This window comes from Ramlibacter aquaticus, assembly GCF_015159745.1.
Classification (GTDB): domain Bacteria; phylum Pseudomonadota; class Gammaproteobacteria; order Burkholderiales; family Burkholderiaceae_C; genus Ramlibacter; species Ramlibacter aquaticus.
Genome location: NZ_JADDOJ010000008.1, coordinates 19,202 through 39,294, shown reverse-complemented (window position 1 = coordinate 39,294; position 20,093 = coordinate 19,202). Strand labels below are relative to the sequence as shown.

18 protein-coding genes and 2 tRNA genes are annotated in these 20,093 nt (G+C 70.3%); 5 read left to right on the top strand and 15 right to left on the bottom strand.

Features of this window, described 5'->3' with window-relative positions; all coding sequences use genetic code 11:
• Positions 1 to 12 precede the first annotated feature (12 nt).
• Positions 13 to 1,560 (top strand): alkyl hydroperoxide reductase subunit F, encoded by a 1,548-nt coding sequence (gene ahpF / locus IM725_RS03440; RefSeq protein ID WP_193779174.1) that lies wholly within the window; start codon positions 13 to 15, stop codon positions 1,558 to 1,560.
• Between the two features lie 106 nt (positions 1,561 to 1,666).
• On the opposite strand, the gene IM725_RS03435 is transcribed toward ahpF, so the two are convergent.
• Entirely contained in the window at positions 1,667 to 2,074 is a 408-nt protein-coding gene (locus IM725_RS03435; RefSeq protein WP_193779173.1) for a GlcG/HbpS family heme-binding protein, read from the bottom strand.
• Positions 2,075 to 2,148: 74 nt separating this feature from the next.
• Between IM725_RS03435 and IM725_RS03430 the strand changes: the two genes are divergently transcribed.
• Positions 2,149 to 2,838: a Bax inhibitor-1 family protein gene (locus IM725_RS03430; RefSeq protein ID WP_193779172.1), complete on the top strand. Its 690-nt coding sequence runs from the start codon at positions 2,149 to 2,151 to the stop codon at positions 2,836 to 2,838.
• 128 nt (positions 2,839 to 2,966) lie between these two features.
• Here IM725_RS03430 and rlmD read toward each other — a convergent pair whose 3' ends face one another.
• Genes rlmD through surE form a run of 6 tightly spaced genes read right to left on the bottom strand, consistent with a single transcriptional unit; the run spans position 2,967 to position 8,611 of the window.
• Positions 2,967 to 4,358 (bottom strand): 23S rRNA (uracil(1939)-C(5))-methyltransferase RlmD, encoded by a 1,392-nt coding sequence (gene rlmD / locus IM725_RS03425; RefSeq protein ID WP_193779171.1) that lies wholly within the window; start codon positions 4,356 to 4,358, stop codon positions 2,967 to 2,969.
• A gap of 12 nt (positions 4,359 to 4,370) precedes the next feature.
• The gene (locus IM725_RS03420; protein WP_193779170.1) at positions 4,371 to 5,168 is read right to left on the bottom strand and encodes a 3'-5' exonuclease; all 798 of its coding nucleotides are present in this window, start codon (positions 5,166 to 5,168) and stop codon (positions 4,371 to 4,373) included.
• Positions 5,168 to 6,157, bottom strand: a complete 990-nt coding sequence (locus tag IM725_RS03415) for a sigma-70 family RNA polymerase sigma factor (RefSeq protein WP_193779169.1) — start codon at positions 6,155 to 6,157, stop codon at positions 5,168 to 5,170. Before IM725_RS03415 ends, IM725_RS03420 begins: the two co-directional genes overlap by 1 nt.
• Positions 6,158 to 6,159: 2 nt before the next feature.
• A complete protein-coding gene (locus tag IM725_RS03410; protein WP_193779168.1) occupies positions 6,160 to 7,080 on the bottom strand; it encodes a peptidoglycan DD-metalloendopeptidase family protein in 921 nt (306 codons plus the stop codon).
• 14 nt (positions 7,081 to 7,094) lie between these two features.
• Positions 7,095 to 7,856: a protein-L-isoaspartate(D-aspartate) O-methyltransferase gene (locus IM725_RS03405; RefSeq protein WP_193779167.1), complete on the bottom strand. Its 762-nt coding sequence runs from the start codon at positions 7,854 to 7,856 to the stop codon at positions 7,095 to 7,097.
• Complete coding sequence (gene surE / locus IM725_RS03400; RefSeq protein ID WP_193779166.1) at positions 7,853 to 8,611, bottom strand: 5'/3'-nucleotidase SurE; 759 nt, start codon at positions 8,609 to 8,611, stop codon at positions 7,853 to 7,855. Before surE ends, IM725_RS03405 begins: the two co-directional genes overlap by 4 nt.
• A gap of 115 nt (positions 8,612 to 8,726) precedes the next feature.
• On the opposite strand from surE, the gene IM725_RS03395 reads away from it, so the two are divergent.
• Both IM725_RS03395 and IM725_RS03390 read left to right on the top strand, forming a co-directional pair.
• The gene (locus IM725_RS03395; protein ID WP_193779165.1) at positions 8,727 to 9,701 is read left to right on the top strand and encodes an NADPH:quinone oxidoreductase family protein; all 975 of its coding nucleotides are present in this window, start codon (positions 8,727 to 8,729) and stop codon (positions 9,699 to 9,701) included.
• A gap of 58 nt (positions 9,702 to 9,759) precedes the next feature.
• A tRNA-His gene (locus IM725_RS03390) sits at positions 9,760 to 9,835 on the top strand.
• 221 nt (positions 9,836 to 10,056) lie between these two features.
• On the opposite strand, the gene IM725_RS03385 is transcribed toward IM725_RS03390, so the two are convergent.
• The 7 genes from IM725_RS03385 to uvrC form a co-directional block, all read right to left on the bottom strand.
• On the bottom strand, positions 10,057 to 11,973 hold the full coding sequence (locus IM725_RS03385; protein WP_193779164.1) for a SurA N-terminal domain-containing protein: 1,917 nt from the start codon (positions 11,971 to 11,973) through the stop codon (positions 10,057 to 10,059).
• A gap of 62 nt (positions 11,974 to 12,035) precedes the next feature.
• A tRNA-Val gene (locus IM725_RS03380) sits at positions 12,036 to 12,111 on the bottom strand.
• 16 nt (positions 12,112 to 12,127) lie between these two features.
• Positions 12,128 to 12,430: an HU family DNA-binding protein gene (locus IM725_RS03375; protein ID WP_407692497.1), complete on the bottom strand. Its 303-nt coding sequence runs from the start codon at positions 12,428 to 12,430 to the stop codon at positions 12,128 to 12,130.
• 262 nt (positions 12,431 to 12,692) lie between these two features.
• Positions 12,693 to 13,778: a tartrate dehydrogenase gene (locus tag IM725_RS03370; protein ID WP_193779162.1), complete on the bottom strand. Its 1,086-nt coding sequence runs from the start codon at positions 13,776 to 13,778 to the stop codon at positions 12,693 to 12,695.
• Positions 13,779 to 13,809: 31 nt separating this feature from the next.
• Entirely contained in the window at positions 13,810 to 14,685 is an 876-nt protein-coding gene (locus IM725_RS03365) for a DMT family transporter (protein ID WP_227753539.1), read from the bottom strand.
• 8 nt (positions 14,686 to 14,693) lie between these two features.
• Positions 14,694 to 15,260 carry a CDP-diacylglycerol--glycerol-3-phosphate 3-phosphatidyltransferase gene (gene pgsA, locus IM725_RS03360; RefSeq protein ID WP_193779161.1) on the bottom strand — a complete coding sequence of 189 codons (567 nt, stop codon included), beginning with the start codon at positions 15,258 to 15,260 and terminating at the stop codon, positions 14,694 to 14,696.
• Positions 15,261 to 15,292: 32 nt separating this feature from the next.
• On the bottom strand, positions 15,293 to 17,254 hold the full coding sequence (gene uvrC / locus IM725_RS03355) for an excinuclease ABC subunit UvrC (RefSeq protein WP_193779160.1): 1,962 nt from the start codon (positions 17,252 to 17,254) through the stop codon (positions 15,293 to 15,295).
• Between the two features lie 60 nt (positions 17,255 to 17,314).
• Here uvrC and earP point away from each other — a divergent pair, with 60 nt between their 5' ends.
• Entirely contained in the window at positions 17,315 to 18,400 is a 1,086-nt protein-coding gene (gene earP / locus IM725_RS03350; RefSeq protein WP_193779159.1) for an elongation factor P maturation arginine rhamnosyltransferase EarP, read from the top strand.
• Between the two features lie 17 nt (positions 18,401 to 18,417).
• Here the strand turns inward: earP and IM725_RS03345 are convergent, their stop codons facing one another.
• Positions 18,418 to 20,055, bottom strand: a complete 1,638-nt coding sequence (locus IM725_RS03345) for a phosphoethanolamine transferase (protein ID WP_193779158.1) — start codon at positions 20,053 to 20,055, stop codon at positions 18,418 to 18,420.
• Between the last annotated feature and the right edge of the window lie 38 nt (positions 20,056 to 20,093).

Genomic DNA, 20,093 nt, shown 5'->3' with positions numbered 1-20,093 from the left:
AAGGGACACACGATGCTCGACGCCAACCTCAAGGGGCAGCTGGCCGGCTACCTGCAGCGGATCTCGCAGCCGGTGGAACTGGTCGCGACCCTGGACGACAGCCCGGGGTCGGCCCGGCTGAAGGAGCTGCTGGCCGACATCGCCTCGACCTCGACCCTCGTGAAGGTGGTGGAGACGACCGGGGGCCCGTACCGGGCGCCGTCGTTCTCCGTCGGCACGCCCGGCCAGCCCGGCCGGGTGCGCTTCGCCGGCCTGCCCATGGGCCATGAGTTCACCTCGCTGGTGCTGGCGCTGCTGCAGGCCGGGGGCTATCCGCCCAAGGTCGAGCAGGCCGTGCTGGAGCAGGTGCGCGCCCTGGACCAGGACCTGGACTTCGAGATCTACGTGTCCCTGACCTGCCACAACTGCCCGGACGTGGTGCAGGCGCTCAACCTGATGGCGATCCAGAACCCGCGGGTGCGCGCCACCATGGTGGACGGCTCGCTGTTCCAGGATGAAGTCGTGCAGCGCCAGATCATGGCCGTGCCCACGGTGTTCCTCAACGGCACGCACTTCGGCCAGGGCCGCATGAGCCTGGAGGAGATCCTGGCCAAGGTGGACACCGGTGGCGCCAAGCGCGAGGCCGAGAAGATCGCCGCCAAGGACCCCTTCGACGTGCTGATCGTGGGCGGTGGCCCGGCCGGCGCAGCGGCCGCGGTGTACGCGGCCCGCAAGGGCATACGCACCGGCATCGCGTCCGAACGCTTCGGTGGCCAGACCCTGGACACCCTGGGCATCGAGAACTTCGTGTCGGTCAAGGAAACCGAGGGCCCGAAGTTCGCCCTGGCCCTGGAGGAGCACGTGCGCCACTACGACGTGGACGTGATGAACCTGCAGCGCGCCAAGGCCCTGAAGGCCGGCAGCGAGCTGATCGAGGTGGAGCTGGAGAACGGCGCCACGCTGAAGTCCAGGACAGTGATCCTCTCCACCGGTGCGCGCTGGCGCAAGCTGGGCGTGCCCGGCGAGGAGGAGTACCGCAACAAGGGCGTGGCCTACTGCCCGCACTGCGACGGTCCCCTCTTCAAGGGCAAGCGCGTGGCGGTCATCGGCGGCGGCAACTCCGGCGTGGAAGCGGCCATCGACCTCGCGGGCCTGGTGGCCCACGTGACCCTGATCGAGTTCGGCACTGCGCTGCGCGCCGACCAGGTGCTGCAGGACAAGCTGGCCTCGCTGCCCAACGTGCGCACCATCCTGAATGCGCAGACCACGGAGATGACCGGGGACGGCCAGAAGATCAACGGCCTCAGCTACACCGACCGTGCCAGCGGCGCGAGCGAGCACATCGAGCTGGAAGGCGTGTTCGTGCAGATCGGCCTGGTGCCCAACACCGAGTGGCTCAAGGGCGCGCTGGAGCTCTCCCGGCACGGCGAGATCATCGTCGACGCCCGGGGCCAGACCTCGCTGCCCGGCGTGTTCGCCGCGGGCGACGCCACCACGGTGCCGTTCAAGCAGATCATCATCGCCGCAGGCGACGGTGCCAAGGCGGCGCTGGGCGCCTTCGACCACCTGATGCGCCACTGAGCGGCCGCAGGCGGGCGCCACGAGGCGCCGCTGAAATGAAAAATCCCGGGCCTGGCCCGGGATTTTTTTTGGCGAGTCGCCGGGCCGCTGCCCGGGCGGCCCGGATTTACAGGCCGATGGCCGACATGCCGGCGCGGGCGATCTGAGCGTCTTCCGAGGACTTCACGCCGCTCACGCCCACGGCGCCTATGCACTGGCCGTCCTTGATGATGGGCAGGCCGCCTTCCAGCATGCCCTCGATGGCGGGGGCCGACAGGAAGGAGTAGCGGCCGCCGTTGATGACGTCCTCGTAGACCTTGCTCTCGCGGCGGCCCAGGGCGGCGGTGTGGGCCTTGGCCGGGGCGATGTGGGCCGAGATCGGGGGCGCGCCATCCAGGCGCTGCAGCCACAGCAGGTGGCCGCCGTCGTCGGTGATGGCGATGGTGACGGCCCAGTTGTTCTTCAGGGCTTCGGCTTCGGCGGCCTGCGCGATGGCGCGGACGTCGGCGATTTCGAGGACGTGCTTGGTTTTCATGGACCGGGAGCATACTTGAACCAACCTAGAATCGCCCCATCTAACCGCTGTCACCCTCCACGGAGACTCCTCTCATGAACGAACCGATCCAGAACTACGGCTACGGCTATGTCCCGTCCGCGGCGCAGCGCAACCGGGTGCTGCGCAACACCTACTGGCTGCTCGCCCTGAGCATGCTGCCTACCGTGCTGGGCGCCTGGATAGGCGTGCAGACCGGCCTGGCCACGCACTTCACCGGCGGCATGAGCATGATCGTGTTCCTGGGCGGCGCCTTCGCCTTCATGTTCGCCATCGAGCGCACCAAGAACTCGGCCGCCGGCGTGCCCGTGCTGCTGGGCTTCACCTTCTTCATGGGCCTGATGCTGTCGCGGCTCATCGCCATGATCCTGGGCTTCAGGAACGGCCCCGAACTCATCATGACGGCCTTCGGCGGCACTGCCGGCGTGTTCTTCGTCATGGCCTCGGTGGCCACCGTGATCAAGCGCGACCTGTCCGGCCTGGGCAAGTGGCTCTTCGTCGGCGCGCTGGCGCTGATGATCGGCAGCATCATCAACGTGTTCGTCGGCTCCGGCCCGGGCATGCTGGTGATCAGCGTGCTGGCCATCATGATCTTCAGCGGCTACATGCTGTTCGACCTGAAGCAGGTGATCGACGGCGGCGAGACCAACTACATCAGCGCCACCCTGGCCCTGTACCTGGACGCCTTCAACGTGTTCCAGAGCCTGCTGGTGCTGCTGGGCGTGCTGGGCGGCGACCGCGAGTAAGCCGCCCGCCCCCGGGGTCCCTCCGGCCCGAACGAAAAGGCCCGCATGCGCGGGCCTTTTTTCTTGGGGTCGGGAGCGCTGTTCGCGCAGGCAGGCGGTCCCCCCCGGGCGCCGCGTTCCGGGCGGCCTCAGGCGAGGTCGAACACCGCGATGGATTCCACGTGCGCGGTGTGCGGGAACATGTTGACCACCCCGGCCGCGCTCAGCCGGTAGCCGGCCTGGTGCACCAGCAGGCCGGCGTCGCGCGCCAGCGTGGCCGGGTTGCAGCTCACGTAGACGATGCGCGCCGGGGGCACCCAGCCCTGGCGAAGCGACGGGTCCTGGTGCAGGTCGGCGAGTGCCTTGGCGAGCGCGAAGGCGCCTTCGCGCGGCGGGTCGACCAGCCAGCGCTGAGCCTTGCCGTCGGCCACCAGCTGCTGCGGCGTCATCTCGAACAGGTTGCGGGCGGCGAACTGAGTGGGCGCCAGCCGCGTGCCCGCCTCGCGGTTGCGGGCCAGGTTCTCGCGCGAGCGCGCCACCAGGGCCTCGCTGCCCTCGATGCCCAGCACCTCGCCGGCGCGCGTGGCCAGCGGCAGCGTGAAGTTGCCCAGCCCGCAGAACCAGTCGATCACGCGGTCGCCCGCCTGCACGTCCAGCAGGCGCAGCGCACGCCCCACCAGCACCCGGTTGATGTGCGGGTTGACCTGGGTGAAATCGGTGGGCCGGAAGGGCATGTGGATGCCGAACTCGGGCAGCGCGTAGGCGAGTTGCGGGCCGCCCTCGTCCAGCAGGCGCACGGTGTCCGGGCCCTTGGGCTGCAGCCACCACTGCACGCCGGGGTGGGCGGCGGCGAAGGCCCGAAGCTTCTCCAGGTCACCCGCCGACAGCGGCTCCAGGTGGCGCAGCACCAGCGCCGTCACCTCGTCCCCGCAGGCCAGCTCGATCTGCGGGCAGGTCTCGATCGCGTCCATGGAGGCGATGAGCGCGCGCAGCGGCATGAGCAGGTCGCTCACATGGGGCGGCACCACATGGCATTCGCGGATGTCGGCCACGTAGCGGCTCTTGCGCTCGTGGAAGCCCACCAGCACGGCGCCCTTCTTGTGCACGTGCCGCACCGAGAAACGGGCCCGCCAGCGGTAGCCCCAGGCCGGGCCCTCGATGGGCCGCAGCACCGACTCGGCGCGCGCCTTGCCCAGGTGCCAGAGGTTGTCCTCCAGCACCCGCTGCTTGATGGCCACCTGGGCGGACGGGTGCAGGTGCTGCATCTTGCAGCCGCCGCAGGCGCCGTCGTGCAGCCCGAAATGCGGGCAGGCCGGGCGCACGCGCTGCGACGATTCGCGGTGGATCGCCGTCAGCGTCGCCTGCTCCCAGTTGTTCTTGCGCCGGCGCACCTCGGCCGACACGGTCTCGAAGGGCAGCGCGCCCTCGATGAACACCACCTTGCCGTCTTCGCGGCGCGCCACGCCCTGGGCGTCGATGTCCAGCGCATCCACGGCCAGCCAGCCCTCGGGCAGCGCCGGCTTCTCACTTCCTGTCGTCATGGCCCGATTGTCTCAGGCCCAGGCGGCGAGGTACTCCTGCCAGTGCGGCTCGTTGGGCGCCAGCTCGCCCAGGGTGGACCGGACGAAGCCGACCTCCTGCTCGTATTCGGCCTCGGTGAAGCCGCCGCGCATCTTCTGGAACCGGCAGTACACCAGGTAGGTGTTCATCACGTCCGTCTCGCAGTAGCGGCGGATCTCCTCGGTCTGCCCGGCCAGAAAAGCCTCGTAGACCTTGGAGCCGTCCATGCCCAGCTTGCCGGGGAAGCCGCACAGCTTGGCCATGGCGTCCAGCGGCGCGTTGTTCTTGGGCTGGTACATCGCCAGCAGGTCCATCAGGTCCAGGTGCCGCATGTGGTAGCGGCTGATGTAGTTGTTGTACTTGAACTCGCGGTCGCCGCTGCCGCCCTCCTCGCCCAGGCACCAGTAGCGGTCGGCCACCACCCCGTGCACCAGGCCGCGGTAGTGCAGCACCGGCAGGTCGAAGCCGCCGCCGTTCCAGCTCACCAGCTGCGGCACGTGCTTCTCGATGGCGTTGAAGAAGGTCTGCACCACCTTGCCCTCGCTCTTGCCGTCGCGGTCCACGAAGGAGTGCACGCGCAGCCCCTCGGCGTTGCGGAACACGCAACTGATGACCAGGATGCGCTGCAGGTGCAGGGGCATGAAGTCGCTGCGGCCTTCAGCCTCGCGCTCGGCCTTCCAGGCGGCGTAGACCTGGTCGTCCGGCAGGTCGGACGGCGCGCCGCGCAAGGCCCGCAGGCCGGCGATGTCGGGGATGGATTCGATGTCGAAGACGAGAACCGGCCAGGGCATCAGAACAGCGCTCCCTTGTCGATTCCGTTGCGGGTCATGTGGCGTCGCAGTTTCAAGAGGGCCTCGTTCTGGATCTGGCGCACCCGTTCGCGGGTGAGGCCGAGCCGCTCGCTCAGCACCTCCAGCGTCTCGGGCTCGCGGTCGTGCAGGCCGAAGCGGCCCTCCAGGATCTCCTTCTCGCGCGCGGACAGCGCGGCGATCCAGTTCTCCAGCAGGCGTTCGACCTCGTGGGTGTGGGTGACCCCGGTGGGGTCCACGGCCAGTTCGTCCGGCATGCTGTCGGACAGCTTCTGGTCGTCGTCGCCGCGGTCGCCGGTGGCGTCCAGCGAGCGCGGGGTTTCGGCCATGGCGAGCAGTTCGGCGACCTCGTGCACTTCGCGCCCGAGCAGGGCCGCGACGTCCTCGACGCGCACGCCCTCGCCCTGGAAGCCGCCGCGCCGGGCGATGAAGGCGGGATCGTTCTCCAGCGTGCGGCGGGCGCGCAGCACCTGCTGCAGCTCGCGCACCACGTGCACCGGCAGGCGGATCACCCGGCCCTGGTTCATCACCGCGCGCTCCACGGCCTGACGGATCCACCAGGTCGCGTAGGTGGAGAAGCGGAAGCCCCGCTCGGGCTCGAACTTCTCGATCGCGTGCATCAGGCCCAGGTTGCCCTCCTCGATCAGGTCGGAGAGCGGCACGCCGCGGCCCAGGTAGCCCTTGGCGATGCTGACCACCAGCCGCAGGTTGTGCTCGATCATGGACTGGCGGGCCAGGAAGTCGCCGGCCCGCGCGCGGGTGGCCGTCTCGAACTCCTCCTGCGCGGTGAACAGCTCGGTGCGCCGGATCTCGCGCAGGTACAGGGTCAGCGTGTCGCTGGACTCGCCGGCCACGTCGGCCGGGATGTCGCGCAGCGCGGGTTCAGGCGCCGCGTCCGTGGGCGCGCCCGCCCCCTCGCCTTCGGTTGCGCCCGGGGACGGTGGCCGTCCTTGCCCGTTGCGCCTGGGCATGCCTACCTCGCGGGCAGGTAACGCGCCGGATCCACGGGCTTGCCCTGGCGGCGGATCTCGAAGTGCAGCTTGACGCGGTCGGCGTCGCTGTTGCCCATCTCGGCGATCTTCTGGCCCTTGCGCACGGTCTGGTCCTCCTTGACCAGCAACACCTGGTTGTGGGCGTAGGCCGACAGGTAGGTGTTGTTGTGCTTGAGGATGATCAGGTTGCCGTAGCCGCGCAGGCCGGCGCCGGCATAGACCACGCGGCCGTCGGCGGCGGCGAGCACCGGCTCGCCGGCTTTGCCGGAGATGTCCAGGCCCTTGTTGCGCTGTTCGTCGAAGCCGGCGATGACGCTGCCCCCGGTGGGCACCGGCCAGGACCAGCCGATCTCGTCCTCGGCCGGCACGGCGGGCTGGGGCGCGGGGGCGCTGGCGCTCGCCGGCGGCACCACGGCGCTGGCCGGGGCGGAGGCAGCAGGCGCGGCCGGTGCGGGTGCAGCGGCGGGCGCGGAGGCCGCGCTGGCCGCAGGTGCCGGCGCGGGAACCGGCACGGCAGTCCCGGTGGCCGGCCCCACAGGACGCGGAATCTGGGCCACGGCGGCCACCGGCGGGACCACGCGCAGCACCTGGCCGACTTCGATCACGTTGGGGTTGTCGAGGTTGTTCCAGCGCGCGATGTCACGCCAGTTCTGGCCGGCGTCCAGCGCGATGCGGATCAGCGTATCGCCGGGCCGCACGGTGTAGTAGCCGGGGCGCCCGGCGTTCTCGGCCCCGGGCAGGCTGCGTGCCGGCTCGCCGGGCATGGCCGCCGATGAGGGGGTGCGGCCTGCGCTGCGGTCCTCGACCGGGGCGGGCGTGCGGCTGTGGGTTGCGCAACCTGCGAGCACCGCGGCCGCGCACACGACCGACAACTTCCATCCCTGGGTCCGCGTAACGCGCATCTGTTGGTGTTCCTTCAAGCAATTCCGGATTTTAGGGGGACAAAGTGAACCGCCTCAAGCACAGTTTGTTTCACTTCGCGAGGCGTTCTTTCGAGCACCACCAGGGCCTGCTGGCCGGTGGCGGTGAGCATGGGCGCGACGATGCGGCCGCCGACGGCGAGTTGCTCCACCCAGGTGGCGGGGATCGCCTCGCCCCCTGCCGCCGCGATGATGCCCGCATACGGTGCACCCTTGGGGTAGCCCAGCATGCCGTCGCCGAACAGCAGGTGCACGTTGGACAGGCGGAAGTGGCGCAGGTTCTCGCGCGCCTTCTCGTGCAGGCCGCGCAGGCGCTCGATGCTGTACACCTCGCGTGCGACGCGCGCCAGCACTGCGGCCTGGTAGCCGCAGCCGGTGCCGATCTCGAGCACGCGCCCCAGGCGGCCGTCGGCCTCGGCCTGGCCGCCCAGCAGCAGTTCCACCATGCGCGCGACCACGTTCGGCTTGGAGATGGTCTGACCCAGTCCGATCGGCAGGCTGGTGTCCTCGTAGGCCTGGTTGACGAGCGCGCTGTCGACGAAGCGGTGGCGCTCCACCTGGCCCATGGCCTCCAGCACGCGCGCATCGGCCACGCCCTGGGCGGCCAGCTTGTGCACCATGCGCTGGCGCACGGCCTGCGAATCCAGGCCGTGCCCGCGCGGGGCCTGGGGCTGCGGCGCGGGCTGCGGCGGCCGCGTCGCGACGGGCGCCGCGGCGCTGCCCGGCATGCGGGCTGGAAAACCGGGCCGGCGGCTCATGGCTGGGCCGGCGGCACGCGCGGTGCCCAGGAGGCCAGCGCCTCGTGGTCCGTGAGGTCGATCTGCAACGGCGTCACGGCCACGTGGCCACGCGCGGTGGCATGGAAGTCGGTGCCGGGGGCGTCGTCCTTGGCCGCGCCCGCGCCACCGATCCAGTACATGGTCTCGCCATGCGGGCTGGTCTGAGGGATCACGCGCTCTGCGGCATGGCGGCGGCCCAGGCGGCAGACCTCGAAGGGTCCGATCTCGGCATGGGGGCGGTTGGGGATGTTCACGTTCAGCAGCCAGGGCGCCGCTCCCAGCGCGCGCTGCGCGACCAGGTGCTGCACCAGCTCGCGCGCCTTGCGGGCCGCGTCGTCCAGGTGGGCCCAGCCCTTGTGCACCAGCGAGAAGGCGATCGCGGGCACGCCGAAGAGGTATCCCTCCATCGCGGCACCCACGGTGCCGGAGTAGATGGTGTCGTCGCCCATGTTGGCGCCGTTGTTGATGCCGCTGACCACCAGGTCGGGCATCTCGCCGAGCAGGCCGGTGAGCGCGACGTGCACGCAGTCGGCCGGCGTGCCGTTCACGTAGCGGAAGCCGTTGGCCGCGCGGTGCACGTACAGCGGCGAATGCAGCGTGAGCGCGTTCGATTTCGCACTGTTGTTGTGCTCGGGCGCCACCACCTCGACCTCACCCAGGTCGCGCAGGGCCTCGTACAGCGCCAGCAGGCCGGGAGCCTGGAAGCCGTCGTCGTTGGATAGGAGTATCTTCATCGGGGATGCGGCCATTGTACGGACGGGGTGCCCGTCCCCGCTGGGACATCGCCGCCCGCGGGCGCCCCCTATGATGCGCGCCAACCCGGACACCCCGAACCTAGGAGACACGAACATGCATGCCTGGCTGTGCGAGAACCCCGTGGGCGTCGACGCCCTGCAATGGAAAGAGCTGCCCACCCCCGTGCCGGGGCCGGGCGAGGTGCTGCTGGAAATCAAGGCGGCGAGCCTGAACTTCCCCGACCTGCTCATCGTGCAAAACAAGTACCAGTTCAAGCCGCCGCTGCCCTTCGTGCCCGGCTCGGAGTACGCGGGCGTGGTCGCGGCCGTGGGTGAAGGCGTGACCCAGCTCAAGGTGGGCCAGGCGGCGGCCTGCCTCTCGGGCACCGGCGGCTTCGGCACCCACACCCTGGCCAAGGCCGACCTGTGCATGCCGCTGCCGGCGGGCTTCCCCTTCGTGGACGCGGCGGCCTTCATCATGATCTACGCCACCTCGCACCATGCGCTCATCGACCGGGCGCAGCTCAAGGCCGGCGAGACCGTGCTGGTGCTGGGCGCCGCGGGCGGCGTGGGCACCTCCGCGATCCAGATCGCCAAGGCGGTGGGCGCGCGCGTGATCGCCGCCGCCTCCACCGACGAGAAGTGCGCGTTGTGCAAGTCCATAGGCGCCGACGAGACCATCAACTACAGCCAGGGCGACCTGCGCGAGGCCATCAAGGCCGCCACCGGCGGCAAGGGCCCGGACGTGATCTACGACCCGGTGGGCGGCAGCTTCGCCGAGCCGGCCTTCCGCTCCATCGCCTGGCGCGGCCGCTACCTGGTGGTGGGCTTCGCCTCCGGCCCCATCCCCGCGCTGCCGCTGAACCTGGCGCTGCTCAAGGGCGCGTCCATCGTCGGCGTGTTCTGGGGCGACTTCGCCCGCCGCGAGCCCAAGGCCAACGCCGCGATGATGCAGGAGCTGGCCGGCTGGTACGGCCAGGGCAAGGTCAAGCCGGTCATCGACCGCACCATGCCCATGGCCGAGCTCAAGGCCGCCTACGCCCGCATGGGCTCGCGCGAGGTCAAGGGCAAGCTGGTGATGGTCAACTGAGGATTCGGGCCGCGGCTGAAAACCGCGTCCGCAAGCCGCTATAATCGCGGTCTCTGCGGTGGCTGTAGCTCAGTTGGTAGAGTCCCAGGTTGTGATCCTGGTTGTCGTGGGTTCGAGTCCCATCAGCCACCCCAAGCATTCCTCTGAACGGGCCCTGTCGGGCCCGTTTCAATTTCAGCACGGGCCCTGCGGGGCCCGTTTCAGTTTCAGGACCGGCGTTGCCGGGCCCCTTGTGTTCGGGTCGGGGCCGCCAGCGGCCTGGGCGGCCCCCCAATGAACAAAGCCCGGCGTCTCACGACACCGGGCTTCATGCGGCTTCACGCGGCGGCAAGGCGGCTGTCGCCCTGCCCTCGCCTCAAAACTTGTAGCCGTCCGGCTTGGGCGCCAGGATCTTCGCCTTGAAGCGTTCCTTCAGCAGGTCGTAGTAGGCGAGGTTCTCGGCCGTGCCCCACCAGCGGCTGTACTGGTCGCGCTCTTCCTGCGCCATCGCCGGGGCCGGCGGGTCGCGCGGCACCACCTTGGTGACGCGCAGCACCGCGAAGCCCTGGGCGCCCAGGTCCACGCCGCTGAAGGCGGGCAGCTTGGCGGGGTCGGCACGCAGGGCGGCCTCCAGCACGGGCTGCGGCTGCTTCTGGCTGTCCTGGCGCGACAGCGTCACCGCGGCCGGCAGGCTCGCCGAGGCCGGGTTGGCCGTCCAGGCCGCCAGCTTCTCCTGGCCGTCCTTGCGCGCCATCTCAGCGGCGCGCAGGGCCACCAGCTTCTCGCGCGCCTGGGCCTTGACCTCCTCCAGCGGGCGGGTGTGGGCCGGCACGTACTTGACGATGCGGCCCGACGCCAGCGTGTTGGGCGCAACCTCGACGGCCTCGGTGTTGCGCTTGTTGTTCACGCTGTCGGGTGCGAACAGGGCCGCCAGGAACTTCGGGTTGGCCAGGGCGCCGGTGGCGCCCGGGGCCGGGTTGCGGCCCACGCCGTTGGCGCTGCGAACGTCCAGCTTGAGCTTGTCCGCGGCGGGCTTGAGGCTGTCCGCCTGCTCGTAGACCGTGTTGCTGAAGGTCTCCGCGCTCTCGGCGAACTTCTTCTGCGCGAGCTGCTTGCGCATCTGCGCCTCCAGTTCGGGGCGCATCTCCTCGAAGGTCTTGGGCTTGGGCGACTTGACGTCGGTGAGCTTGATGACGTGATAGCCGAAATCGGTCTCGACCACGCCGCTCACCTCGCCCTTCTTCATGGCGAAGACCGCGTCCTCGAAGGGCTTGGTCATCGCGCCGCGGGTGAACCAGTCGAGGTCGCCGCCGTTGGCCGCGTTCGACTTGTCGTCGGAGTTCTTCTTGGCCAGTTCGGCGAAGCGCTCGGGGTTCTTCTTCGCCTCGGCGTCGATCTGCTCGGCGCGCGCCTTGGCCTTCTCGCGTTCGGCGGCGGGCGCATTCTTGGCCACGGCCACCAGGATGTGGCTGGCGCGTCGCTCCTCCTGCGGGGCCGCCGTCTTGGCCACGTTCTGGTCGTAGTAGGTCTTCAGGTCCTGCTCGTTGACGGCGATGCCCTTGGCCTGCGAGTCCAGGTCCAGCACCAGGTACTCGATGTCGGCCTGGTCGGGGGCCTGGAACTGGTTCGGGTTGGCCTTGTAGTAGGCCTCGATGTCGGCGTCGCTCACGTTGACCCGCGCCACGTAGGCGGCCGGGTCGAACTGCGCCACCTGCACCTCGCGGCGCTCGAAGTAGGCGTTGAGCGTGGGCGCGGCCTGGGCCGCGGTGGTGAAGCTGGTGCCGCCGACGCCGGCCAGCACCTGCCGCGAGGAGATGTCGGCCCGCACACTTTCCTCGAACATCTGCGGCGACATGCCCTGCGCCCCCACCAGCTGGCGGTAGCGGGCCACGTCCAGCTTGCCGTCCGGGCCGCGCAGCGCGGCGATGGTCGGGTTCTGCTGCAGCTCGCGCGCCAGGCGGGCGTCGCTGGCCGTGAGGTGGTCCTTGCTGGCCGCCGCCATGACCACGCGGTCGCGCACCATGCGCTCCAGCGTGGCGTACTTGGCGGCCGGCGAATCCAGCAGCTTGGGATCGATGGTGGGCATGCGCTGGCGCATGGAATCGATCTCGCGCTTGTGCGTCGCGTCCCAGTCACCCTGCAGGATGTCCTGGCCGTCGACGGTGGCGACGGCGTCGCCCTTCTCGCGGAAGCGGTTGTAGCCGTTGATGCCGACCAGCACGAACGAAGGGAAGATCAGCAGAAACAGCAGAATCTGCATGACCTTGGTGTGCTTGCGGACGAAATCGAACATGGCGGCAGTGTCGCGTTGGGTGTCGAAAGAACAAAGGCGAACAACGTTCGCCTTCGTGGGGTTGGTGGGTGCTGACGGGATCGAACCGCCGACCTACGCCTTGTAAGGGCGCCGCTCTACCGGCTGAGCTAAGCACCCCACGGCAGCGGGTTCTTCAGTTCAGTGCGTCCTTGAGCGCCTTGCCCGGACGGAACTTGGGAACCTTCGCAGCCTTGATTTTAATCGCCGCGCCGGTGCGGGGATTGCGGCCGCTGCGCGCGGCCCGCTTGCCCACTGCGAAAGTGCCGAAACCGACCAGCGAAACCGAGCCGCCTTTCTTCAGCGTCGTCTTGACGGCGCCGATCATGGATTCCAGCGCGCGCGTGGCGACTGCCTTGGAAATATCGGCGTGCTTGGCAATGTGCTCGATCAGTTCGGTTTTGTTCACAGAGAACCCCTCGTGGAGAGAATGAGTTATGGAAAGACGTCTCTTCTTCGCTGGTGCGCCGTTCCGCGCCTTGCGCAGCGGTCGGGCGGGCCTCCCGGGCCACCGGCAGATTAGAGCGATGCCCCCTGGGCGTGTCAATAACGCGAAACCTGGGGAGACAGCCGCCGCGGCGCGCGTCGCAACGCGATGCCGGCGGCAGGCCGGGGGCGGATTCTAGACGCTTTGCACGCGGTTCCCACGCGGATGAGCAGGCACCGCGCGCCGCAGCGAAGAACCCTCACAACCGCCAGCCTCACAGGGCCGCTGCGATGGCTTTGCCCAGGTCGCGGGTGCTCGCGGTGCCGCCGATGTCGGGCGTGCGCGGGCCGCCGTTGGCGGGGTCCAGCACCTGCTCGATGGCCCGCAGCACGGCGTCGTGCGCGTCCTTGCGGCCCAGGAACTCCAGCATCATCGCGCCGCACCAGATCTGCCCGATCGGGTTGGCGATGTTGCGGCCCGCGATGTCCGGCGCCGAGCCGTGCACGGGCTCGAACAGCGAGGGGAACTTGCGGTCCGGGTTGAGGTTGGCACTGGGCGCGATGCCGATGGTGCCGGTGCAGGCGGGCCCCAGGTCGCTGAGGATGTCGCCGAAGAGGTTGCTGGCCACCACCACGTCGAAGAAGTCCGGCCGCTGCACGAAGTGCGCGGTGAGGATGTCGATGTGGAACTTGTCCAGCCGCACGTCGGCGTAGCCCTTGGCCATCTCGGCCACGCGCTCGTCCCAGTAGGGCATGGTGATCGCGATGCCGTTCGACTTGGTGGCGCTGGTGAGGTGCTTCCTGGGCCGCGAACGCGCCAGGTCGAATGCGAATTTCAGCACGCGGTCGACGCCCACGCGCGACATCACCGTCTCCTGCATGACGATCTCGCGCTCGGTCCCGGGGTACATGCGGCCGCCGATGCTGGAGTACTCGCCCTCGGTGTTCTCGCGCACGATGTACATGTCGATCTCGCCGGGCTGGCGCGGGCTGCCGTCGCGCCGCACCACGGGGGCGACGATGCCGGGCATCAGGCGCGCCGGGCGCAGGTTCACGTACTGGTCGAACTCACGCCGGAACAGCAGCAGCGAGCCCCACAGCGAAACGTGGTCGGGGATCTTCTCGGGCCAGCCCACGGCGCCGAAGTAGATCGCGTCGTGCCCGCCCACCTGGTCCTTCCAGTCGTCCGGCATCATCTTGCCGTGCTTCTCGAAGTACTCCCAGCTGGAGAAATCGAAGGTGTCGAACTCGAGGTCGATGCCGAACTTCGTGGCCGCCGCCTCCATCACGCGGACGCCCTCGGGCATCACTTCCTGGCCGATGCCGTCGCCGGCGATGACGGCAATGCGCTTCTTGCTCATGTCTTGTCTCCTTGGATCGCTTCTCGCGTTGTCATTTGGCACGCACCACCAGGCTGACGCCGAACGCGGCCAGGGCCATGCCGCCGATGGTGAGCGCAGTGATCGGCTCGCCGAACAGCGCCCAGGCCATGAGCGCGGTGGTCGGCGGCACCAGGTACATGTAGCTGGCCACGGCCGTGGCCGCACCCTTCTGGATGAGCAGGTACAGCAGCGAGCTCGCACCCACCGTGAGCGCCAGCACCGACCAGGCCAGCGCCCCCGTCATGGCGCCCGTCCAGCGCACCGGCTCGCTCTCGAGCAAGGCCAGGGGCAGCGTCACGACCAGCGCCGCGCACAGTTGCACCAGGCTGGCCGTGCGCACGTCGCAGGGCTTCACGAAGCGCTTCTGGTAGAGCGTGCCGGCGGTGATGCACAGCAGGGCCAGGATGGCCAGCGCCAGGTTGGCGGCATGGATCTCGCCCAGCCCCAGCTTCTGCCAGACGACCAGCGACAACCCGCCGAAACCCAGCGCCAGGCCCAGCCACTGCCGCAGGGCCACGGCGTGGCCGCGGGCGGACACCCACAGCGCCGTCAGCACCGGCTGCAGGCCCACCAGCAGCGCCGCCACGCCCGCGCCCATCCCCAGCTTCACCGCCGCCCACACACCGCCCAGGTAGCCCGCGTGCATCAGCACGCCGGTGACGGCCAGGTGGCCGGCCTGGGCCCGGCTGGCCGGCAGCCGCACACGCGCCAGCCAGGCCCAGAGGCCGAAGCAGGTCACCGAGCTGGCATAGCGCAGGGCGAGGAACTTCATGGGCGGCGCATAGGGCATGCCGAAGCGCGCAACGACGAAGCCGGTGCTCCAGATGAGCACGAACACGAAGGGCATGGCCCGGGCCAGGCTGGCCTGGCAGGAAGCGGAAGGCATGAACGGCGTTACTTCACCCGGCTGCGGATCTCGGGCAGGGCTTTGCGAAGGTAATAGACCATGGACCACACGGTCAGGATGGCCGCGGCCCACAGCAGCCAGGCGCCCCACACGCGCGTGTCGATCGCACCGAACAGCGGCCCGTCGAACAGCAGGAAGGGAATGGCGACCATCTGCACCGTGGTCTTGAGCTTGCCCAGCATGTGAACCGCCACGCTGCGGGCGGCGCCGATCTGCGCCATCCATTCGCGCAGCGCGGAGATCGCGATCTCGCGGCCGATGATGATCAGGGCCACGAACACGTTGCAGCGCCCCAGGTGCACCAGCACCAGCAGCGAGGCGCAGACCAGGAACTTGTCGGCCACCGGGTCCAGGAAGGCGCCGAAGGCCGAGCTCTGGTTGAGCTTGCGGGCCAGGAAGCCGTCCAGCCAGTCGGTGAGCGCGAACAGCACGAACATCACCGTGGCGATGAAGTTCTGCGTGCCGGCTGGCAGCCCCAGGTAGAAGACCCCCACGATCAGCGGGATCGCGACGATGCGCGTCCAGGTGAGGAGCGTGGGGATCGTGAAGAACATCCGTCCGATTCTAGGGGCGTTGCGCGCCCTGCTCAGTGCAGGGCCCGGTAGATTTCCTCGGCCAGCTCGCGCGAGATGCCTTCCACGCTCGCGATGTCCTCCACGCCGGCCGCCGCCACGCCGCGCACGCCGCCGAAGCGTTGCAGCAGCCGGGCGCGCTTCTTGGCGCCCACGCCGGGAATCTCTTCCAAGCTGCTGCCGCCCACGCGCACCTTGTCGCGGCGCGCCCGCATGCCGGTGATGGCGAAGCGGTGCGCCTCGTCGCGGATCTGCGCCACCAGCATGAGCGCGGCCGAATCGCGGCCCAGGTAGACCTTCTCGCGCCCGTCGGCGAAGACCAGCTCCTCCAGGCCCACCTTGCGGCCCTCGCCCTTCTCCACGCCCACGATGACGGACAGGTCCAGGCCCAGTTCGGCGAAGACCTCGCGCGCCATGCTGACCTGGCCCTTGCCGCCGTCCACCAGCACCAGGTCGGGCAGCCGGCCGGCGCCGCCGCCGCGCGCGGGCGTCGCGTCCGGCGGATCGCGGCCGGCCTCGGCCAGCTTGCCGTAGCGGCGCAGCAGCACCTGGCGCATGGCCGCGTAGTCGTCGCCGGGCGTGATGCCGTCGATGTTGTAGCGCCGGTACTCGGCGTTCTGCATGCGGTGGTGGTGGAACACCACGCAGGAGGCCTGGGTGGCTTCGCCTGCGGTGTGCGAGATGTCGAAGCACTCGACGCGGAAGGTGTCCAGCTGGTCAGGCGCCAGGTCCAGCGCCTCCACCAGGGCCCGCGTGCGGGCCTGCTGCGAGCCTTCCTCGGCCAGCAGCCGGGCGAGCTGGATGCCGGCGTTCTTCTGCGCCATCTCCAGCCAGATGCGACGCTGCTCGCGCGGGTTGTGCACCGCGCCCACCTTGACCCCGGCCTGTTCCGACAGCGCGGCCACCAGCGCGCGCGAGACCGGGTGGCTGGTGATCAGCGACGGCGGCACGGGCACCCCGATGTAGTGCTGGGCGATGAAGGCCTCCAGCACCTGCACCTCGACCGGCTCGGGCGCGGCCGCGCCCTCCTCGCCGGCGTCCAGGTCGTGCATCGCGGCCGCGTCGTCCACGTGGGTGGGGAAGTAGGGCCGGTCGCCCAGGTGGCGGCCGCCCCGGACCATGGCCAGGTTCACGCACGCACGCCCGCCCTGCAGCTTGACCGCCAGGATGTCCACGTCCTTGTCGGACGCGGTTTCCACGGACTGCTGGTGCAGCACGCGCGAGAGCGCCGACATCTGGTTGCGCAGCTCGGCCGCCTGCTCGAACTCGAGCCGCTCGGCGTGGGCCATCATGCGCGTCTCCAGCTGCGAGAGCACCGCCTGCGTCTCGCCGCGCAGGAAGGCCTCGGCGTTGTGCACGTCCTGCTGGTAGTCGGCCGGCGACACCAGGTTCACGCAGGGGCCCGAGCAGCGCTTGATCTGGTAGAGCAGGCAGGGCCGGGTGCGGTTGGAGAACACGGTGTCCTCGCAGGTGCGCAGCCGGAAGACCTTCTGCAGCAGCTGGATGGACTCCTTCACGGCCCAGGCGCTGGGATAGGGGCCGAAGTAGCGGTGCCGCTTGTCGACCGCGCCGCGGTAGTAGGCCACGCGCGGGAAGGTGGTGGCCGAGGGCGCGCCGGCGCCGGCGCCGCCCTTCTCCGTCGTGCCGGTGATCTTCAGGTAGGGGTAGCTCTTGTCATCGCGGAACAGGATGTTGTAGCGCGGGTTGAGCGTCTTGATGAGGTTGTTCTCGAGCAGCAGCGCCTCGGCCTCGGAGCGCACCACCGTGGTCTCCAGGCGGACGATCTTGCCGATCATGTGGCCGATGCGCGTGCCGCCGTGGTTCTTCTGGAAGTAGCTGGAGACCCGCTTCTTCAGGTTGCGCGCCTTGCCCACGTAGAGCACGCCGCCGTCGGCGTCGAAGTAGCGGTAGACGCCCGGCATGGCGGGCAGCGCGGCCACCTGGGCCAGCAGTTCCTCGGAATGGCTGTCGGACATGAAGCCGGTATTGTGCCGCCCGTGCGCGGGCCGCCGCGCGGGCCGGGCGAGAATCGCCCCATGCGCTGGGACATCTTCTGCAGGGTGATCGACAACCACGGCGACGCCGGCGTGTGCTGGCGGCTGGCGGCCCAGCTCGCGCGGCGGGGGGAGGCGGTGCGCCTGTTCATCGACGACGCCAGCCCCATCGCCTGGATGGCACCGCAGGGGGAGCCTGGCGTGCAGGTGCTGCCCTGGAACGCGGCCGAAGCGGCCGAGCTGCCGGGCGGTGCGGGCGATGTCGTGGTGGAAGCCTTCGGCTGCGAGCTGCCGGTGAGGGTCCAGGCCGCCATCGCCAGGGCTGCCCACGAGCGCGGGCACGCGCCGGCCTGGCTGAACCTGGAATACCTCAGCGCCGAGCCCTGGGTGGCGCGCACGCACGGCCTGCCCTCGCCCGTGACCCACGGCCCGGCGCAGGGCCTGCGAAAGCACTTCTTCTACCCCGGCTTCACCCCCGGCACAGGCGGGCTGCTGCGCGAGCCCGGCGCCGGGCGCGAGGGCCCCGCGCCCGATGCGGCGCAGTGGCTGGCCGACCACGGGATTCCCCACGCCGACGGCGAGCGCCGGGTGAGCCTGTTCTGCTATGAGCCCACGGCGCTGGGCGCGCTGCTTCAGGGGCTGGCCGGCGGCCCGACCACGCGGCTGCTGGTGACGGCCGGGCGCGCCACGGCGGCGACGCGGGCGGCCACGGACCGGCTGGACGTGCAGGCCCCCGGCTGGAACGCGGCCGGCCGGCTGCGGCTGTCCTTCTTGCCGCTGGTGCCGCAGGACGACTTCGACCGCCTGCTCGGCGTCTGCGACTTCAACTTCGTGCGCGGCGAGGACTCCCTGGTCCGTGCCCTGTGGGCCGGCGTGCCTTTCTGCTGGCAGCTCTATCCCCAGGACGACGGTGCGCACGAGGCCAAGCTCGCCGCCTTCCTGGACTGGCTGCAGCCGACGGCGGACTGGCGGGCGCTGTTCGAGGCGTGGAACGGCCTGCCCGCCGCCCTGCCCGCCCTGGCGCCCCAGGCCTGGCAGCCCGCCATGCAGGCGGCGCGCGCCCGGCTGCTGGCGCAGGACGACCTGGTCACGCAGCTGCTGCGCTTCGTGCAGGCCCTGCGCGCCTGAGGGGGCGCCGAGCGCGCTCAGCCCCGGCGGCAGCCACCGAAGATGTCCAGGCCGGGCTCGTAGGCGCGCGTCTTCACGTCGAAGAGGCCCAGCAGCGAATGGAAGAGGTTGTCGTGCGACACCGGCTGCCGGGCGCGCGCCCGCAGGCAGTCCATGTCCAGCCGGCGGCCGGCCGCGAAGTGCTGCGAAGCCCAGAAGATGAAGGGCACGTGCGTCTGCGTGTCGGGGGCGATGGCCCAGGGCAGCCCGTGCAGGTACAGGCCGTTCTCACCCAGCGACTCGCCGTGGTCGGAGACGTAGAGCATCGCGCTGTCGTGCGTGGCCGAAGCCGCCTGCAGCAGGTCCACCAGGCGCCCCAGCACGCTGTCGGTGTAGAGGATCGCGTTGTCGTACGCGTTCAGGATCTGCGCCGGGTCGCAGCGCCGCAGGTCCTCGGTCTCGCAGGCCGGGGTGAAGCGGCGGAAGGCCGGTGGGTAGCGCTTGAAGTAGGCCGGCCCGTGGTTGCCCAGCATGTGCAGCACCACCAGGGTGTTGCCGCTCGCATCGCGGGCCATGGCGTCCAGGCCGTGCAGCAGCGCCTCGTCCAGGCACTGGCCGTCGCGGCAGACGCCGGGCAGGTCCAGGCGGGACGTCGCCTCCTGCGGCAGGCCCTCGCACACGCCCTTGCAGCCGGACTGGTTGTCGCGCCAGAGCACGTGCACGCCGGTGCGGGCCAGCACGTTGAGCACCGACTCGTGCGAGAGGATCGCGTCCTCGTCGTAGTGGCGGCGGCCCCAGGGCGAGAACATGCAGGGCAGCGACACCTCGGTGGAGGTGCCGCAGGCCGTGGCCTGGGGGAAGTCGACCACGCCGCGCCGCGCCAGCTCGGGGTTGGTGTCGCGGGGGTAGCCGTTGAGCGAGAAGTTCTGCGCCCGCGCGGTCTCCCCCACCACCATCACCACGAACAGCGGCCGCGCCGGGGCCGGGCCCGGCTTCGCGTCCGGGGCCACTGCCAGGCGCGGCTGGCCGGCCCGGGGCGCGCGGCTGCCGAAATGGCCGACCAGGGACACCACCACGTTGCCGGGCGTGATCAGCCAGCGCATTTCGCGGTGGTTGCGCATGGTGGCGGCGAAGTCGGCGAACACCAGCAGCAGGCTGGCCGTCCCCAGCACCAGCGCGCCCAGGATCCAGCCGGTGCGCACGGCGGCGGCGCGCAGCACCGGGCGGTGCCGCAGCGTAGGCCACCACAGCAGGGCGGCCGGCAGCCCACCCAGCAGCAGCAGGTGCCCGGCCAGCGCCCAGCTCAGCAGTTCCCCCGCCTCCCGCGGGTCGGTCGCCAGGATGTTGCGCAGCATGGCGCGATCCAGGTAGACCGCGTAGCGCTCCATGAAGTAGTGCGAGGCGGCCGTGACCAGCAGGAGCACGGCCAGCACCGGGCGCACCGTCCAGCGGTTGACGAAGAACGCGGCCAGCGCGAAATAGATGCAGGACAGCGAGAGGAACACGGCCGCCGCGAACAGCCAGGTGCCCGGCTCGGCGGGGCGGCCCGCCAGCAGCGCGTGCCAGAAGGGTCCGTTGCCGGCGGCCAGCATGAACAGCGCCGTGCAGGCCAGCAGGGTTTCCACGTGCACCGCGGGGCGCTTGCGGCGCAGTCGGGCAAGGATGCGGGAGGCCATGAACCCGCGAGTGTATGCCGCGCCATGGCCGGGATTCG

Bases quoted from the DNA above. Each gene is read 5' to 3' on its own strand.
- ahpF (WP_193779174.1), top strand. From the start codon at position 13: ATGCTCGACGCCAACCTCAAGGGGCAGCTGGCCGGCTACCTGCAGCGG.
- IM725_RS03435 (WP_193779173.1), bottom strand. From the start codon at position 2,074: ATGAAAACCAAGCACGTCCTCGAAATCGCCGACGTCCGCGCCATCGCG.
- IM725_RS03430 (WP_193779172.1), top strand. From the start codon at position 2,149: ATGAACGAACCGATCCAGAACTACGGCTACGGCTATGTCCCGTCCGCG.
- rlmD (WP_193779171.1), bottom strand. From the start codon at position 4,358: ATGACGACAGGAAGTGAGAAGCCGGCGCTGCCCGAGGGCTGGCTGGCC.
- IM725_RS03420 (WP_193779170.1), bottom strand. From the start codon at position 5,168: ATGCCCTGGCCGGTTCTCGTCTTCGACATCGAATCCATCCCCGACATC.
- IM725_RS03415 (WP_193779169.1), bottom strand. From the start codon at position 6,157: ATGCCCAGGCGCAACGGGCAAGGACGGCCACCGTCCCCGGGCGCAACC.
- IM725_RS03410 (WP_193779168.1), bottom strand. From the start codon at position 7,080: ATGCGCGTTACGCGGACCCAGGGATGGAAGTTGTCGGTCGTGTGCGCG.
- IM725_RS03405 (WP_193779167.1), bottom strand. From the start codon at position 7,856: ATGAGCCGCCGGCCCGGTTTTCCAGCCCGCATGCCGGGCAGCGCCGCG.
- surE (WP_193779166.1), bottom strand. From the start codon at position 8,611: ATGAAGATACTCCTATCCAACGACGACGGCTTCCAGGCTCCCGGCCTG.
- IM725_RS03395 (WP_193779165.1), top strand. From the start codon at position 8,727: ATGCATGCCTGGCTGTGCGAGAACCCCGTGGGCGTCGACGCCCTGCAA.
- IM725_RS03385 (WP_193779164.1), bottom strand. From the start codon at position 11,973: ATGTTCGATTTCGTCCGCAAGCACACCAAGGTCATGCAGATTCTGCTG.
- IM725_RS03370 (WP_193779162.1), bottom strand. From the start codon at position 13,778: ATGAGCAAGAAGCGCATTGCCGTCATCGCCGGCGACGGCATCGGCCAG.
- IM725_RS03365 (WP_227753539.1), bottom strand. From the start codon at position 14,685: ATGCCTTCCGCTTCCTGCCAGGCCAGCCTGGCCCGGGCCATGCCCTTC.
- pgsA (WP_193779161.1), bottom strand. From the start codon at position 15,260: ATGTTCTTCACGATCCCCACGCTCCTCACCTGGACGCGCATCGTCGCG.
- uvrC (WP_193779160.1), bottom strand. From the start codon at position 17,254: ATGTCCGACAGCCATTCCGAGGAACTGCTGGCCCAGGTGGCCGCGCTG.
- earP (WP_193779159.1), top strand. From the start codon at position 17,315: ATGCGCTGGGACATCTTCTGCAGGGTGATCGACAACCACGGCGACGCC.
- IM725_RS03345 (WP_193779158.1), bottom strand. From the start codon at position 20,055: ATGGCCTCCCGCATCCTTGCCCGACTGCGCCGCAAGCGCCCCGCGGTG.